This window comes from Psychrobacillus sp. OK028, assembly GCF_900103605.1.
Lineage (GTDB): Bacteria > Bacillota > Bacilli > Bacillales_A > Planococcaceae > Psychrobacillus.
This window is the reverse complement of record NZ_FNHY01000003.1, coordinates 306,496-323,717: the sequence shown is the minus strand read 5'-3', so window position 1 is coordinate 323,717 and position 17,222 is coordinate 306,496. Positions and strand designations below refer to the sequence as shown.

Below are 17,222 nucleotides of genomic sequence, written 5' to 3'. Positions count from 1 at the left end.
ACGAATTGTTATTTTATTCAAAATATTTTTGTGTTAGGATTAAACTAACAGGTAATTGTCATTCACTAGGAGGTAAAAGATGGATCAGCCTACCATAATTTTGTCCAAATTAAGTGCGCCAGTACCGTCTTCTACTTATATGAGAAGAGCTTCATTGATGAAGAAATTGAAAACGAATACACATAAGAAGTTAACCTTATTACATAGCGGAGCAGGATATGGTAAAAGCTCTGCACTTGCTCAGTATTTTGCGGATTCGAGAGGACTTTATTCTTGGTATTCCATTACAGAGGAAGACGACGGTATCCTTCCTTTTCTTCGCCATCTCATTAGTAGTATTCAAAATATTGTCCCGACGTTCGGAAGAAGTTTTAAAACTAAAGAACTCATTTCAGCTTATCCAAAAGAATCAGAGCTTCAACAATTATATTCGCTATTTAGTAATGAATTAGCCAATATAGATGAACCATTATCTATTGTGCTCGATGATTTCCATCTGGTGGACCATGTGTTTCATATCAATTATATAATGGAAAAGATAATAGAGTTTCTACCTCCCAATATTCATGTTGTAGTTTCCACTCGATTGAGACCAAGATGGTCTATCCTGTTAAAGTTAAAGCTAAGTGGGCAGTTGGTCGAAATTACAGAAAGTGATTTAATGTTCACAGAGGAAGAAATACTTGTCTTTTTTGAGGATTATTTTGATAAGCCTATTTCAATTCATGACGCTACCGAAATCATGAGACTAACGGAAGGTTGGGCTATCGCCATTCAGCTAATTGCTATGCAGCTAGCAGAGTCTAACTGGCAAATCAGCCAGCTAGTAAACCCTGCCTTGAACGACTTATTTTCCTATTTATTAGAGGAAGTGTTTTTGCTGCTATCAACTGAAGATCAGCAATCTCTTATAAATTTTAGTGTTTTTCCGTTATTTACAGTAACTGATATTCAAGATTTTTTTGATGAGAACGAAGCAAAAAGCATGGAACGCCTTGCTAGTAGTCATGCTTTTATCCAGCCATTGGGTGATTCTAATACGTTTAGATTTCATTCGCTTTTCCAACAGTTTTTAGAAACAAAATCAAAACAAAAGGATATAAATGCGTTTTATGAAACGCATCGAAAAGCTGCTAGTTATTTTCAGGAAAAGGAAAACATCGTACAGGCCATTCATCATGCGGTAAAAGCTAATGATGAACGCTTTTTAGCAGAGCTTGTCACTATCTTTGCACCGAAAATGATTAAAGCCGGACAGTTTGATTGGTTGCTCGATCTGATTGCAGATCATTTATCAAAAGTGATGCGAGATCACTTTTATGAACTCTATTATTACGAAGGCGAGTGCCATCGGTACAAGGCCTTTTATGAAAAAGCCAGACTTTCCTATGAAGCTGCTTTAGAGAAAGCTTCCCAACATGAAAACATATTATATATTAGTAGAGCAAATGCAGGTCTCGCACATATATATCTTGATACTATTCAACCTGCGTTGGCACAGCCTTATTTAAAAGAAGCAATCGAGTGGGCTGAAAAAGGCAAAGACATTTCTCCTTTAGAAAGAGTTTTTTTGCAACAGTTAATGGCAGAGAACTTGGTCAATATAGGAAAAGCAAACGATGCGAAAGCTTGGATTGAAAATGAGCAGCTTAATCCAGCACTTTTAACAGAAGGAAATTTAGATGCAAGGATTTTACTGAGGACTGGAAAGCTGATTGAAGCTCAACAATTACTAGAAGGTAGGACTCGAGATGAGGATAGCTTACCGGATTCTCATCGGGAAACTGATGTGTTATTATCTTTTATTTATTCACTTATTGGACAAGTTTCGCAAGCGAAAATAGCAGCCAATAAAGGAATAGAAACAGGAATACGGGAAAAGTCAGGATTTGTAGAAGCAGTAGGTTTGATACGGCTTGGACATTCTGAAGTATTAACGGATGCATTTGAACTTGAAACACCTGAAGTTTACTATTTGCAAGCCATTCAAAAGATGGATGACTTGAATGTTTCGAGAGCAAAAGCAGAGCCATATATGGGACTTTCTATTTTAAAATCACGACAAGGCTTTTTTCGAGAAGCCATTGAATACGGAGAAAAAGGATTACGGGAAACAAAAAAGGTAAACGATTACTGGCTATCTGCCTATATATTGATAGGTCTTGGAATCGTCTATCTGGAAAATAAAGCATACCTTGATGCTGTAGAACATCTAAAACAAGCTAACGTGCTTTTCTCTAATTGTGAGGATGTATATGGAGAAATGATCTCGCATTATTGGCTAATGAGAATTCACTATGTGTTAAATGAGGACTCTACATTCACTGAGCATGCTAAGCACTTTATGGAATTATGTGCGATGCATAATTATTATTTCTTTTTATTAAATCGAACTATTTTTGGACCGATTGATCTTCAAAGTAACTTTCCGATTTTGCAAAAGATTGATAAACTTCATCCTGACAATAAGTTTGTTCAACAAATCATCAGCAGATTAAATATACAGACCGACATTAATTATCCAGGTTATTCTCTCTATCTGCGACTATTGGGACCATTCACATTATATATGGGTAATGAAGAAGTAAATGATCGCAAATGGCAACGAGATAAATCAAAGGAATTAATGATGTACCTTTACTTACAAAACCATCGATATGTTCCAAAGGACGAATTAATACAAATGCTTTGGGGAGAAAGCGATACCAAAAAACTAGACCGAGATTTCAAGGTTACCCTGAATTCCTTGCTGAAGGTATTGGAACCAAACAGGCAGGCAAGGGAAGAATCCTATTTTATATTGCGCAAGCAGTCGATGTACCGTTTAAATCCAAATGCGAATGTGGGAAGTGATTTGCATGATTTTAATCATATTGCACAGAAAGGTATGGAGGAAATATCTCCTCAACTATCAAAAGAACTGTTACTAAAAGCAATCCACCTATATAAAGGTGAACTATTTGAGAACAGAATTGCGATTGAATGGATTTCCACTGAGCGAGAAAAAGCACAGCAGTTATTCATTCAAGTTTTGGAAAGACTTTCTCAAACCTACACGAGATTAAAAGAATTTGAGAAGACGATCTATTGGGCGGAAAAACTTTTAACATACGATCCAACCTGGGAGGAAGCCTACCGTTTGCTGATGTTTGCTTACTATCAACTCCAAAACAGAAGCCAGTCGGTTAAATGGTACGATCGCTGTGTGCAAGTGCTTGAGAAAGAACTTAATATAGAGCCAATGCCTACTACCATTCAAATGTTTGAAATGATCACCGGCTACGAATAAAGCAGAAAGCAATTTTCTGCTTTTTTTAGTGGAGGTGAGAAAAATATGCTATTCCAACTGACAGAAAGTAATCCAATGCTCCTGCGCAAGCTCGACACAAATAAAGTATTGCTCTTGGGAGCAATACTTTATTTGTAACTCTTTTGTAACTCTCCTTTTGTAAGATGAAACAGAAGTATGGTAACGCTTACAAAATTGTTGAGGGGGATGTACATGGCTAGAAAGTGGAAATTATTAATAACTCTCTTATTTTTATTGTTGGTTAGTGCAGCTTGTAGTGATAAGCAAAGCACAACAACTAAGGATACAGAGGGTGAAAAAACGCCGACTTCTGGAGAAGTAACTGAAGAAGGTGGAACGATTAAAATTGGGGTACTTGCTTCATTAACCGGTGCTTTAGAATCTTACGGGAAGCAAACAAAAAATGGATTCGAACTAGGTTTGGAATACGCTACGGACGGAACAATGGAAGTAGCAGGGAAGAAAATTGAAGTTGTTTATGAAGATACAGAAACGAAGCCAGAGGTGGCAGTACAAAAAGCTACGAAGCTATTAGAAGAAGATGAGGTTGATTTCTTAGTTGGATCTTCAAGCTCAGGGGATACATTGGCAGTACTTCCGTTAGCAGAAGAATACGAAAAAATTATGGTTGTAGAGCCTGCCGTTGCGGACAGCATCACTGGATCTGAATTTAATCCTTACCTTTTTAGAACTGGTCGTAACTCTTCACAGGATGCTGTAGCAGGTGCTGCAGCTATCGCTAAGCCTGGCGTGAAGATTGCAACATTCGCTCCAGATTACTCTTTTGGATGGGATGGTGTTGCTGCATTTAAAGCTGCAGCAGAAAAATTAGGTGCAGAAGTCGTGTTAGAAGAATTTGCAGATCCAGCGGCTACAGATTTCACGTCAAACTTACAAAAAATCATTCAAGAAAAACCTGATTACTTATTTGTTGTATGGGCTGGAGCTAACTCACCTTGGAACCAAATAGCAGATTTGAAGTTACAGGAAAATGGTATCAAAATTTCTACAGGAGCACCTGATATCCCAGCACTTTCTGTTATGGAGCCACTTGTAGGAATGGAAGGTTTCTCCGTTTATTATCACACACTACCAGACAACGAAATTAATGATTGGTTAGTAGATGAACATAAGAAACGTTTCAACGGAGCAGTGCCTGATCTGTTTACACCAGGAGGTATGACTGCTGCAATTTCTATCGTGGAAGCATTAAAAAAATCAGAAGGAAATGCAGATGCAAATGAATTAATCAAAATCATGGAAGGTATGTCATTTGAAACGCCGAAAGGAACAATGACATTCCGTCCAGAGGACCATCAAGCAATGCAAACTCTGTATTCGATTAAATTAGAAAAACAAGACGGTGTGGATTATCCAGTACCTGTTCTTATAAGAGAACTTTCACCAGAAGAAACAGAGCCACCAATATTAAATAATAAGTAAAAAGAAAAGCGAAAGTGCCTATGTAAACCCCGAATATCGTTGGAAGAATGCCGATAAAGGCGTACTTTGCCTTTATCCGGCATTCTGAAACGACTCGAGGGGCTAGGCACTGAAGTCTAGACAAATAAAAAAGTGACGACCAATCATCTTAGGTCGCTCACTCTCCATAGGATAGAGCAAATTCTCTATCTTATGGAGAGTGATTTATGAAAGGGGTTTAAAGGATGGAACCAATATTGCGTACAGAAAACTTAACGATAAAATTTGGTGGGCAGACAGCGGTAGATAATGTCAATTTTGCAGTGCCAGAAAAGCATTTTAAATCGATTATCGGACCTAATGGAGCTGGCAAGACTACCTTTTTTAATCTCATAAGTGGGGAACTAAAACCAACAAATGGCGATGTGTTTTTTCGAGGGGAATCGCTTGCTGGAAAATCCTCTGTTTCACGAACTCGAAAAGGACTAGGAAGATCATTTCAAATAACGAACGTTTTTCCGAATCTTACAGTTATAGAAAATGTTCGCTTAGCAGTTCAATCAAAAGAAAAAATTAGATATCAATTTTTCCGTCATTTTACATCGTACAAGGATTTACAAATCCAAGCAGAAAAATTACTAGAAATTGTTTTACTATCAAGCAAAGCAAATGCATTTGCCACACAGCTCTCTCATGGGGAAAAGCGAAAGTTAGAGATTGCTATGCTGCTAGCTTTAGATACCGATGTATTACTGTTGGATGAACCTACAGCAGGGATGTCTTTAGAAGAGGTACCAGCAATTTTAGATGTAATTAAACAAATCAAACAAACGGGTGAAAGAACGATATTACTGATCGAACACAAAATGGATATGATTATGGACTTATCTGATTCAATCATGGTGTTGTTCAATGGCCGTTTACTGGCGGACGGAACCCCACAGGATATTATGAACAATGAAACTGTTCAACATGCTTATTTAGGAGGATTATACGATGAGCATCTTGCTTAAAGTGGACAATGTACATACGTATATTGGCCAATATCATATTTTACAGGGCGTTTCCTTTGAGGCAAAAGCCGGTGAGGTCAGTGTTTTACTTGGTCGAAATGGTGCAGGAAAAACGACCACATTAAAAACAATCATGGGCCTTACTCCTGCCACCTCGGGTAAAATCACATTCGATAATAAATCGATTGAAAAGAATCCAACATACGATATTGCCACAGGCGGAATTGGGTATGTGCCAGAGGATCAAGGAATTTTTGGGGCATTAACAGTGGAAGAAAACCTGAAAGTAGCTATGAGAAAAGAAGATGATGCAGCTTTAGCGAGACAGGAATATGTATTAGAGCTATTTCCAGATTTAAAAAAGTATTGGAAAAAAGATGGCGGCCATTTATCCGGAGGTCAAAAGCAAATGCTTTCGATGGCAAGAGCATTTGTAAACGAAAGCAAATTGCTGTTAATTGACGAACCTTCGAAAGGTCTGGCACCAGTAGTTATTGAAAAAGTTATGGAAGCGATTAATGAAATGAAAAAACAAACTACAATCATCCTCGTGGAACAAAATTTTATTATGGCTAGCAAAATTGGTGATACATACACACTAATCGACGATGGAGAAACAGTGCAATCAGGTCTTATGCGAGAACTGATTGATAACGAAGAACTCAAACGTAAGTATTTAGGAATCGGCTAAGGAGGTTATCAAATGGAGTTACTCATAAACTTATTGATCAATGGTTTAGCAACGGGAATGTTGATATTTCTTTTAGCTGCTGGACTGACGTTAATATTCGGTTTAATGGATGTATTAAATTTTGCTCATGGTGGACTTTTTGCTTGGGGTGCGTTTTCAGGTGTTTGGTTTTATGGGTTAACAAATAGTTTTACCCTTGCAATACTTGGAGCCATATTAACAGGAGTTGTGCTCGGTTTTATAACAGAAAAGCTCATTATTAAACCGGTGTATGGAAATCATGTACAGCAAATACTGATCACGCTTGGATTTATGATCGTTTTATCCGAAATGCTGAAGGTCGTTTTTGGACCAAATCAGCTAGCAGCTAAAACACCACCTCTATTAGCAGGTAGCTGGGAAATCGGCGATGTAATCATTATTAAGTACCGATTATTTATCATTATCATCGGTTTTATCGTGTTTGGCATTTTCCAATTCATCTTAAAACGTACGAAGATCGGCTTAGTCGTTCGTGCTGGGGTTATGAACAAGGAAATGGTGCAGGCGCTCGGAATTAATATTAAGAAAGTTTTCTTATATGTATTTATGGCAGGTGCGGCATTAGCTGCTTTAAGTGGTGTTCTTATGGCACCCTATTCTGGAGTTATTTATGCGGAGATGGGGATGGAGTTTGCTATTCTCGCTTTCATCGTTGTCGTTATTGGAGGAATGGGCAGTTTTCCAGGCTCACTTCTAGCTGCGATTTTAGTAGGGCTTGCTGGTAGCTTTATGGCTTACTATGTTCCAGCTTTATCGCTTGCGGTCAATATGATGCTTATGGCAATCGTATTAATATTCCGTCCGCAAGGTTTGTTCACAGCGAAAGGATGATGCAAAATGAAGTCAGCATTCCAAGTTAATAAAATTCTATTATTTATTATTGTCGCAGCTTTAGCAGTTTTCCCTTTTGTGTCGGATTCTCGCACATGGACAATTTTACTAACTCAAATATTTATCTTTTCAATACTAGCTATGAGCTATGATATTTTACTAGGATATACCGGGATTGTTTCTTTCGGGCATGCAATGTTTTTCGGGATGGGAGCTTATGCCACTGCAATTATGCTCGATCGTTTTGAACCAACCGTTGGAATATTTGTTTTATCAATTGTGGTAGGAATGTGTATCGCCGGAATAATAAGCTTTTTAGTCGGACTGCTTACACTGAGATTGAAAAGTCATTTCTTTGCCATGTTGACAATGGCAGTCTCTGGCTTGTTTTTAGTATTAGCAGAGAAATGGAGAACATTAACATTTGGTAACGATGGATTTACCTTTCGAGCACCTGACTTTTTTAAAGATCGCATGATGTATTATTTGCTCGTTCTAGGCTGTTTAGTTTTAGTGTACCTCTTCTTACGTAGATTTGTAGATTCACCACTAGGAAGGGTATTAATAGCAGTACGAGAAAATGAACAACGCACGAAATCATTAGGTTTCCAGACATTGCACTATAAAGTAATTGCTTCTGTTGTTGCGGGTGTAATTGCCAGTTTAGCGGGATCACTTTATGCGGTTTCACTAAGATTCGTCAATACAAGTGTATTAACGATGGACATAACATTGGATGCTCTCCTTATGACAATCATTGGAGGGGTTGGAACGTTAATTGGACCGATTATTGGTGCAGGGGTGATTGAGTTAGCTCAGCATTATTTATCTGGTCTTGCCAAGGAACATCCAATATTCGAACGATGGATTATTTTCTTTGGAATAGTATATATACTTGCCGTTATCTTCTTCCCTAGAGGTATTGTTGGGACTGTTAAGCATTTGTTTTGGAAGAGAAAGAATCCGATAAAATTAGCAATTGCCCCCAAAAGAAAGGGGTTAGCAAAATGACGATTGGAATAGCTAGTACGGGTGTATATATTCCAGAAAGTATGATGACCGCTGAAGAAATTGCCGAAAAATCTGGTTTACCGTTATTCGTAGTTAAAAACAAAATGGGAATCACAAAGAAGCCAATACCTGGACCTGAGGATCATACGGTAGCGATGGCCATTAGAGCTGCTGCAAAAGCTTTGCAAAAAGAAAATATAGATCCTAAAGTCATCGACCTAATCATTTATATTGGCGAAGAGCATAAAGAGTATCCGTTATGGACAGCTGCTATCAAAATTCAAGAAGAGCTTGGTGCTAATCATGCATGGGGGTTCGATGTTGCTTTGCGCTGTGGAACGACCATTATGGCTATTAAAGTTGCAAAGAGTTTGATGGAATCAGATCCGACTATAAACACAGTACTGTTAGCAGGAGGATATCGAAATAGTGATTTGATTGATTATACGAACGACCGAACAAGGTTTATGTTTAATCTAGGTGCTGGTGGAGCTGCAATGATTTTAAAGAAACACTATTTAGAGAATACTATTTTAGAATCAGATTTAATAACAGATGGATCCTTTTCGGAGGATGTACTTGTTCCAGTTGGGGGAACAAAGGAACCTTTGACCACAGAGCATTTAGAACTAGGACTATATCGGTTGGATGTGATGGATCCAGTAGGCATGAAAGCAAGACTTGAACAGAAATCTATGCAAAACTTTTTACTCGTTATAAGAAATGCTTTATCGAAGAGTGGCTACACCGAAAAGGACATAAATTATTTAGCTATTCTTCATATGAAAAAGTCTGCTCACGACTTTGTTTTAAATGAATTAGGTTTAACGAGTGAACAATCGATTTACTTGAGTGATTACGGTCATATTGGACAAATGGATCAAATAATTTCACTCGAGCTTGCACATCAAGCGGGAAAACTAAAAACTGGCGATATAGTTGTATTAGTAAGTGCAGGCATTGGCTATGCATGGGGAGCGGTAGTAATTAAATGGGGACAATAAAAGGAGTGTGTATATGAGTTTACCTAAGATTTCACTGTCAAATGGAGAGGAGATTGCTTATCGAGTTCGTCCGGGTGGAGAGGAAATAATCGTGCTCGTCCATGGAAATATGACCTCATCGATGCATTGGGATGTGTTAATCGATAAGTTGGATCCAAGATTTACTATATACGCTGTTGACTTAAGAGGCTTCGGTGAATCGACTTATCATAAACGGATTCAAGGAATAAAAGATTTTTCGGATGATTTAAGTGAAGTAATTGTTGCGTTAAATTTACAAAAGTTCTATTTGATCGGTTGGTCTACTGGAGGTGCAATATGTATGCAATATGTAGCGGATCATCCAGCTCGCTGTGAAAAGCTTGTGTTGCTGGCATCCGCATCGACAAGAGGTTATCCATTCTATGGGTTACAAGAAGACGGTACACCAGACCTAAATCGCAGACTAAAAACCATTGAAGATGTGGAAGAAGACCCAAATAAGACGCTCATCGTTCAAGGGTTATATGATACGGCGAACAAAGAAGGATTAAAGGCGATCTGGAATGCAGCAATCTATTCGCATAAGCAACCCGCTGACGATGCCTATGACAACTATCTAGATGATATGCTGACACAACGAAACCTTGCAGATGTCTACCATGCACTAAATACGTTTAATATTAGCGGTACTAATAACGGACTAACAGAAGGTACAGACAAAGCAAAGGATATTACTATTCCGGTACTTATTTTAAGAGGAGATCGGGACTATGTTGTGTCCGAACAGATGACGCAAGAAATTGTTGCAGACTTAGGAGACAATGCGACGTATATTCCATTAATCGATTGTGGACACTCCCCATTAATCGATGATTTAGAGCAACTCACTAACAGAATCGAAGCATTTTTGGTAAAAGGGGACGACAGACTATGAAACTAAAGGATAAAGTAGCAATCATCACAGGGGCCGCTAATGGAATTGGATTGGCTGCTGCAGAACGCTTTTCACAGGAAGGAGCAAAGGTTATATTAGCCGATTATGATGCAGAGGCAGGAGCAGCAAAAGAAAAAGAACTAACCAAACTTGGCTATGAAGTTAGTTTCATTCAAGTAGATGTTGCGAATAGGCAAAGTGTAGATGCGCTAATAGAGCAAACGATAAATCATTTTGGGCAAATAGATATCCTTATTAATAATGCAGGTATTACGAGGGATGCCATGCTAACGAAAATGACTCCAGAGGACTTTTCAACCGTACTACATGTGAACATAACAGGTGTGTTCAATTGTACGCAAGCAGTAGTACCACATTTGGTAAAACAGGGTCACGGTAAAATTATTAATACCTCCTCTGTTAGTGGTGTATATGGGAATGTCGGTCAAACAAATTATGCTGCATCCAAAGCTGCCGTAATTGGAATGACCAAAACATGGGCAAAAGAACTAGGAAGAAAAGGGATAAATGTAAATGCAGTAGCACCTGGATTTACAAACACTGCAATGGTAGCAAAAATGCCAGAAAATATTATTAACCAAATGAAATCAGTTGTATCTTTACAGCGACTAGGTGAACCAACAGATATTGCAAATGCATATTTGTTTTTAGCTTCGGAGGAATCCAGTTATGTGCATGGTCATGTATTACAAGTGGATGGCGGTATTATGATGTGATAAGGGGGCTGTACCATATGTATACGGAGCAAGCATGGATATATAAACGTGCAGCACTGAGTCAAACAAAGACTGCTCTTATTGATAGTTGTACTGGCATACAATGGAGCTACGAGGAGCTAACCAGTCAGATATCTAAGTGGTCGCAATATTTTCATCAACAGGATTATCAGAAAGGCGATCGCATTGTCGTTTTGTCTCAAAACAGGATTGAACTATTTGCAATTCTATTTGCTTGTGGGATGAATGGTCTCATTTACGTACCGCTTAATTTTCGTTTAAACAAAAGAGAGCTGCGTTATATTTTAGATGATTGTATGCCCGTGCTTATTATTTGTGATGAAGAGCATCAACCCATTGGAGAAGCGTTTTCAGATATAACGTTAGCATTAGTCACGAAAACACTTGAATTTTCAGTTGATCCTTCTACTGATGTTAACTGGAGTACTACAGATCCGTGGATGATTATATACACAGGAGGAACTACCGGAAAGCCAAAAGGGGTTGTTCTATCTTTTAATGCAGTTAACTGGAATGCATTGAATACAATTACTAGCTGGGGACTCAATGAAACAGATTGTACGTTAAATTATATGCCCATGTTCCATACAGGCGGTGTTAACGCCTTATGTATACCGATTTTAATGGCAGGTGGAACGGTCGTTATCGGAAGTCGTTTTCAAGCCGAGGAAGCGTTGAGAGCGTTAAATACATACAAGACAACTATTTCTCTCTTCGTTCCCACGATGTATCAAGCAATGCTAGAGACGGAGTATTACAAAACGGCTACTTTTCCAACTGTAAAGGTTTTTCTAGCAGGGGGTGCACCATGTCCTCATTCTATTTATGATAGGTTCCAGGAGAAAGGGATTCTATTTAAAGAGGGATATGGATTAACGGAAGCAGGTCCTAATAATTTTTATATTGAATCGTCTCTTGCTTATAGTAAAAAAGGTTCTGTTGGAAAAAGTATGCTATTCAATGATGTGAAAATTATTAACGGAGAAGGTCTTGAATGTGGAGTAGATGAAGTTGGAGAGCTTTATATATCTGGCAAACATTTATTTACCCATTATTGGAATAATAATAAGGAAACAGAGCTTACGCTAAGAGATGGTTGGTTAAGATCCGGAGATTTAGCAAAATTCGATCTAGATGGATATTACTATATCGTCGGTAGAAAAAAGGAAATGATTATTACGGGTGGGGAGAATGTATATCCGCAGGAAGTGGAGCAGTGTCTCCTGTTGCACAAGCATGTTCGAGAAGCGGCCGTTATTGGCATCTCGGATAAAAAATGGGGAGAAAGCGTAACTGCTTTTGTTTGCCAAACTGTTCCAACGCTTTCTAGTGAGGTGGAGTTAATCTCCCATTGCAAAAATTATTTAGGCAGTTATAAAGTTCCTAAGAAGATTATTTTTGTAGAGGAATTGCCTCGAACAGACGTAGGAAAAATTGATAAAAAGAAGTTATTTGAATTGGCAATGAAAGAGGAAAATGTAATGACAGAAAAGAGGGGTTCGGTGTAATTGTAGCCGACCCTTTTTACTATGTAACAATGAAGCGAATTTAGTTTATACTTAAAAGAAAAAGAAGGAGGAGTTACATGTTTTTAAATTTCTTTAAAAAGAAAGATCCGATTGAAGCATTTTGGCAATACTTTAAGGACCATGAAAAAGAATTGTATAATTTCCGGGATGAGGATATAGAAAAGCTCTTTGGAAATTTACACAAGTTGATAAGCAAAGTAAACAAACAGTTAGTTTTTTCTATGCCTAAACAAATGGTCGATGAGAAAAGAGAGTTTACCATTAGTGCTGCATCCATCGGAAATAACTTCCCAGATGTCATTCGTTTAATTGAGGCTGCACCACAAATGGATAGATTTACATTTATCGCATTTAACCAACGCAATGACGATGAAACTGGAGTGAAAACAAATGACATAGAACTTACACGAGATGATGTCTTTTTCAACTATACATATGATGCAGAATTGCCAGCATTTTACCTTGAGCTTTATATAAAAGGGTTCCAGGAAGATAATGATGATTATTATGAAGTAGCAATGGAATTACTGGAGATTGTTATAGGAGAATATGTGCTCGGAACGGAAATAACAGAAATCGGATTTCATCCCTTTATTTCACCAGACGAACTTCTACCAATAAATGAATTGCCTAATTCACTTGAGCTCTTAAAAAACCAACAAATCAAGAAGAGTAATCTGTAGAGGTTGCTTAAACAGTTTTTTTCAAATTTCTCTAGTATAATAGGCACTGAGGTGACCATACATGTTTTTAAGTGAAAAAGAAATTGAAGTACGTTATGCGGAAACTGATCAAATGGGTGTCGTTTACCATGCGAACTATGTCATTTGGTTAGAAATAGGTAGAACCCAGCTTATCCGAGACCTAGGATTCTCGTATGCAGGACTGGAGCAGGATGGATACCTATCTCCGGTAACGAATGTAAACGTGAATTATAGAACGCCTGTGAAATATGGGGAGACAGTGATGATACGAACATGGATCGAAAAACATAGTAAGCTTCGTACAACATACGGCTATGAAATTGTTCATGCGGACGGCACTGTTGCTTGTACTGCTACTTCTGAACATGTAATCGTAAAAAAAGATAGTTTCCGACCTGTGTCTCTAAAAAAAGTTCATGAAGTCTGGGATGCAAAATATACGGAAATAGCTAAGGTGAATGCGTAAATGGCATTTGGTATAAAACGGCAGGAATTAACTGCATGGAAACAGGATGTACAGAACGGGAAAATTGCATTTTTAACCCATTATTGGATTGACGAACGATTTCCAGGCTGTAACACAGTGACTAAAGTTGGCTGCAATGATATCCAAAAGTTAATCGCCTGGGGCAATCAGCATGGATTACAACCAGAATGGATTGACTACAAGGAAGGCTTTCCCCATTATGATTTATTCGGTAAATACGAACTAGAGATTTTGGAAAAAGAAGGACTGAAGGAGCAGCTAGAGAGATTTAAGAAAAACTTGTGATCATCAATAGTAAAGTTTTAAAAACAGCTTGTGAAATTAAGAAATCACAGGCTGTTTTTACTTGTTTATTTAACCAAAGTTTTATAAAATTCACAGCTGTAGTCTCGCTAAATAGTGAGTTAAATTGGATATTTATGTTAAAATAGTTATACAGGTGGGTAAGCAAACACTTAAACTCACGTAAACAGTTTAGTTGAAAAAGAAATAGATAGATTTACAGAGGGGAAACTGATTATGTCAAAATGGAAAAGAGAGATGATTAAAACTTCCCGTGGATACTTTGAAGTTTTTGTTAAAGGTGAGGGGGAACCTGTCTGTATAACTCATCACTATTCGGAATTTAATGAATCTGGAGACTATTTCGCCGAAACTTTTACAGACAATTACAAGGTTTTTTTAGTTAACTTAAAAGATGCAGGAAGCACAGACAAAGCAAAGCATGGCTATGAATTAAGCATGGTGGACGCAATACTTGATCTTGAAGAAATTCGCAAAACAAAGGGTTTCTCATCATGGATATTCGCTGGACATTCAACAGGAGGAATGATTGGGGTTCTATATGCTATTCATTTTTCGTCCTCTTTAAAATCTCTGTTACTTGTTAGCTCTTCTGCAAGAGAATACAGCTCTTCTTCTAGTAAGTGTATTTATAATGAGCATCATCCAAATTATAAAAGAATGCAAGAATTGATGGAACTTTTAAAACTTCAAAACCTAGAAAAAGATGAGAGGAGTAAGTTGAGTAAAGAAAGAACTCAATTATCCTTATTCAAACCTGAAAATTATGAACTTTATTTTTCAAAAAATATTATGAAAAATATATCATCAAGTAGATTAAACTTTTTTAGTAGAGAGCAACTGATTTTTGATGTAACTCGCAAATTATCAGCTATCAAAACAAGAACTATCATTCTTTGCGGTAGACATGATGTTCAATGTCCAGTGGATTTCTCTATTGAAATGAGCAAATTAATTCCAGAAACGTCCTTACATATTTTTGAACAAAGCAATCATTATCCTTTTTTAGAAGAAGAAGACGAATTTAAACGGGTTCTACAAAATCTTATGTCGTAATAATCAAATTCAATGGCTGCTTTAAATTTGACGAACTTTCTGCTCATAAAATTTAATATGAAGGATTAATAGATGGTATTCCTATAGTTTTGAGTTCCTAGCAAACATTAAAGTAATGCATTCGAAGAGACAGTATTTTAAATGAAGATGATTAGAATTAGTAATAAAACAATGAGTAGAAGGTGGCAAATATAGTGCAAAAAAATTTTCCTATTCTTGAAACTAGTAGATTAATTTTAAGAGAAGTAAAAGAGGAAGACGCTAAGGATATGTTTCAATATTTATCAGATATAGATGTTGTGAAACCCATGGGATTATCTCCTTTTGAAACAGTAAACGATGTATTGGATGAAGTTGGTTGGTATAAATCTATATACAATGAAGGTACAGGAATTAGATGGGGAATTACACTAAAGGAATCTGGTGAAGTTATAGGAAGTTGTGGTTTTCTCAATATGATTAATAAACATTATCGAGCTGAAGTTGGATATGAATTAAGCAAAGATTACTGGAGCAGAGGATTAGCTAGTGAAGCATTGGAAGTCGTTGTAAAGTACGGTTATCAACACTTTCAGTTAGAAAGAATTGAGGCATTAATTGAACCGACTAATCTTCCCTCACAAAAACTAGTAGAAAAGCTAGGCTTTAAAAGAGAAGGGTTACTTAGACATTATGAATATACTTGTGGTAAATTCGATGATTTATATATGTACTCAATCATAAAGGGAGACACCAACCTTAGCTAGAGTGAAATAGACTGTTGTAAGCTTTTGCCCATCATTTCTTTGGTTACTGATCAGTTAAATTCCTACTCATACAATTCCGTTATTTGTAACATATCATTGCGAATGAATGTATAACAGAACGGACAAAACTTTATTCCAAAAAACCTTTTTTAGGTTTGGTAAAAACAATGTATTCACGAAGTCATCACTCTCGCTAATAATCATATAAAAAAGCGTAGCCACAACGGGTTACGCTTTTTTATATGCATATTTTAGTTCGTCTTTTTGGGAATCTAACTCTACGTGAAGATCATGGCCATCAAAATACCATTCATCTGTTTCTTCAATAAAAAATAAAATATCCTCTACTTTATAGGTCACTGTTGGCTCAAATGGAGTATCCTTCGTAACACCTAAAGAAAAACCTTCATGCAGTGGACTTGATCCACCATAACGGGCAAAAAAGCGAATGGTGTCACCTTTTACTGCTTCCATTTCCTGTTGAAACCAATTCATTGCGTCAGTTGAAATAAATATTTTCATACGTACCACCACACTTCCATCGATTTTAAAGCCATGTTACCTTTGGTTCGGTACCAGCTTTAATACGTTTCATATTAGAACGATGACGATAAAAAATAAATACCCCTAGTAACAGCACAATAATTATGAGTGGCCAATCCTTATCTACCGTAAAGTAGTAAATAACACTATAAATAAGCGCAATAATTGCCAGAATCATCGAAGTTAACGACACCATCTTCGTCAATTTCAACACGACCAAAAATCCAATGACTAAAATAACAAAAATTGGCCAATTATATCCTAGCAAAAGACCACCAGAGGTAGCTACTGCTTTTCCACCTTTAAATCCAGCAAAGATTGGGTACATATGACCAACCACCGCTACAATACCTAAGATTAGTGGATGAATATTAGCTGCTTCAAATATTGCCAAAGAACCTAGTAGTGTTGCAGCAGTCCCTTTCAGAATATCCATTATTGTAACGATTAAACCAGCTTTCTTACCAAGTGTTCTAAATGTGTTTGTACCACCTAAATTTCCACTACCATGCTCTCGTATATCAACATTATAAAATAGTTTGCCGACCCATAGACCGGATGGAATAGAACCAATAAGATAAGCGAGTAAGAGTAAAAGAATTATGATCATAGTATACTCCTTTAATATAAATCTAATAGAATCTTTAACATTTTTAAGTGTACCATGTACATTTGTAAGTATTCAATGCCCTTACACGAAAGGATTACAATTCTTTGTGGAAGACGTGATACAATTATAAAGATTCAATAACTGAATGGAACAATCAAGAAGGAATATTGTCACGAAATAGCGAATGCATGAAAAGGGAGTTTGCATTCTCAGAAATCTTTCCTTACAATTAAATTCTGGCGTAAA

Annotated in this window: 17 protein-coding genes; 15 read left to right on the top strand and 2 right to left on the bottom strand. The window is 37.1% G+C overall.

Features of this window, described 5'->3' with window-relative positions; all coding sequences use genetic code 11:
* Positions 1-79 precede the first annotated feature (79 nt).
* The 15 genes from BLR36_RS07475 (at position 80) to BLR36_RS07405 (ending at position 15,823) form a co-directional block, all read left to right on the top strand.
* Complete coding sequence (locus BLR36_RS07475) at positions 80-3,289, top strand: BTAD domain-containing putative transcriptional regulator (protein WP_093061112.1); 3,210 nt, start codon at positions 80-82, stop codon at positions 3,287-3,289.
* A 213-nt stretch (positions 3,290-3,502) separates the two neighbouring features.
* Positions 3,503-4,753 (top strand): substrate-binding domain-containing protein, encoded by a 1,251-nt coding sequence (locus tag BLR36_RS07470; RefSeq protein WP_093061111.1) that lies wholly within the window; start codon positions 3,503-3,505, stop codon positions 4,751-4,753.
* A gap of 224 nt (positions 4,754-4,977) precedes the next feature.
* On the top strand, positions 4,978-5,745 hold the full coding sequence (locus BLR36_RS07465; RefSeq protein WP_093061110.1) for an ABC transporter ATP-binding protein: 768 nt from the start codon (positions 4,978-4,980) through the stop codon (positions 5,743-5,745).
* Positions 5,729-6,436 carry an ABC transporter ATP-binding protein gene (locus BLR36_RS07460; RefSeq protein ID WP_093061109.1) on the top strand — a complete coding sequence of 236 codons (708 nt, stop codon included), beginning with the start codon at positions 5,729-5,731 and terminating at the stop codon, positions 6,434-6,436. The genes BLR36_RS07465 and BLR36_RS07460 overlap by 17 nt, the downstream gene beginning before the upstream one ends.
* A 12-nt stretch (positions 6,437-6,448) precedes the next feature.
* The gene (locus BLR36_RS07455; protein ID WP_093061108.1) at positions 6,449-7,309 is read left to right on the top strand and encodes a branched-chain amino acid ABC transporter permease; all 861 of its coding nucleotides are present in this window, start codon (positions 6,449-6,451) and stop codon (positions 7,307-7,309) included.
* A gap of 6 nt (positions 7,310-7,315) precedes the next feature.
* On the top strand, positions 7,316-8,320 hold the full coding sequence (locus BLR36_RS07450) for a branched-chain amino acid ABC transporter permease (protein ID WP_093061107.1): 1,005 nt from the start codon (positions 7,316-7,318) through the stop codon (positions 8,318-8,320).
* Positions 8,317-9,324 carry a 3-oxoacyl-ACP synthase gene (locus BLR36_RS07445; RefSeq protein WP_093061106.1) on the top strand — a complete coding sequence of 336 codons (1,008 nt, stop codon included), beginning with the start codon at positions 8,317-8,319 and terminating at the stop codon, positions 9,322-9,324. Before BLR36_RS07450 ends, BLR36_RS07445 begins: the two co-directional genes overlap by 4 nt.
* 13 nt (positions 9,325-9,337) lie before the next feature.
* Positions 9,338-10,240 (top strand): intracellular short-chain-length polyhydroxyalkanoate depolymerase, encoded by a 903-nt coding sequence (locus BLR36_RS07440; protein ID WP_093061105.1) that lies wholly within the window; start codon positions 9,338-9,340, stop codon positions 10,238-10,240.
* Positions 10,237-10,977 carry a 3-oxoacyl-ACP reductase FabG gene (gene fabG, locus BLR36_RS07435; RefSeq protein ID WP_093061104.1) on the top strand — a complete coding sequence of 247 codons (741 nt, stop codon included), beginning with the start codon at positions 10,237-10,239 and terminating at the stop codon, positions 10,975-10,977. Before BLR36_RS07440 ends, fabG begins: the two co-directional genes overlap by 4 nt.
* 17 nt (positions 10,978-10,994) lie before the next feature.
* Entirely contained in the window at positions 10,995-12,506 is a 1,512-nt protein-coding gene (locus BLR36_RS07430; RefSeq protein ID WP_093061103.1) for a class I adenylate-forming enzyme family protein, read from the top strand.
* A gap of 77 nt (positions 12,507-12,583) precedes the next feature.
* Positions 12,584-13,210: a hypothetical protein gene (locus BLR36_RS07425; protein WP_093061102.1), complete on the top strand. Its 627-nt coding sequence runs from the start codon at positions 12,584-12,586 to the stop codon at positions 13,208-13,210.
* A 61-nt stretch (positions 13,211-13,271) separates the two neighbouring features.
* Entirely contained in the window at positions 13,272-13,697 is a 426-nt protein-coding gene (locus BLR36_RS07420) for an acyl-CoA thioesterase (protein ID WP_093061101.1), read from the top strand.
* A complete protein-coding gene (locus BLR36_RS07415; RefSeq protein ID WP_093061100.1) occupies positions 13,698-14,003 on the top strand; it encodes a hypothetical protein in 306 nt (101 codons plus the stop codon).
* Positions 14,004-14,237: 234 nt separating this feature from the next.
* Positions 14,238-15,077, top strand: a complete 840-nt coding sequence (locus BLR36_RS07410) for an alpha/beta fold hydrolase (protein ID WP_093061099.1) — start codon at positions 14,238-14,240, stop codon at positions 15,075-15,077.
* Positions 15,078-15,271: 194 nt separating this feature from the next.
* Positions 15,272-15,823 carry a GNAT family N-acetyltransferase gene (locus BLR36_RS07405; RefSeq protein ID WP_093061098.1) on the top strand — a complete coding sequence of 184 codons (552 nt, stop codon included), beginning with the start codon at positions 15,272-15,274 and terminating at the stop codon, positions 15,821-15,823.
* Positions 15,824-16,051: 228 nt separating this feature from the next.
* Here BLR36_RS07405 and BLR36_RS07400 read toward each other — a convergent pair whose 3' ends face one another.
* Complete coding sequence (locus tag BLR36_RS07400; RefSeq protein ID WP_093061097.1) at positions 16,052-16,345, bottom strand: HesB/YadR/YfhF family protein; 294 nt, start codon at positions 16,343-16,345, stop codon at positions 16,052-16,054.
* Between the two features lie 25 nt (positions 16,346-16,370).
* A complete protein-coding gene (plsY, locus tag BLR36_RS07395; protein WP_093061096.1) occupies positions 16,371-16,976 on the bottom strand; it encodes a glycerol-3-phosphate 1-O-acyltransferase PlsY in 606 nt (201 codons plus the stop codon).
* Positions 16,977-17,222 lie beyond the last annotated feature (246 nt).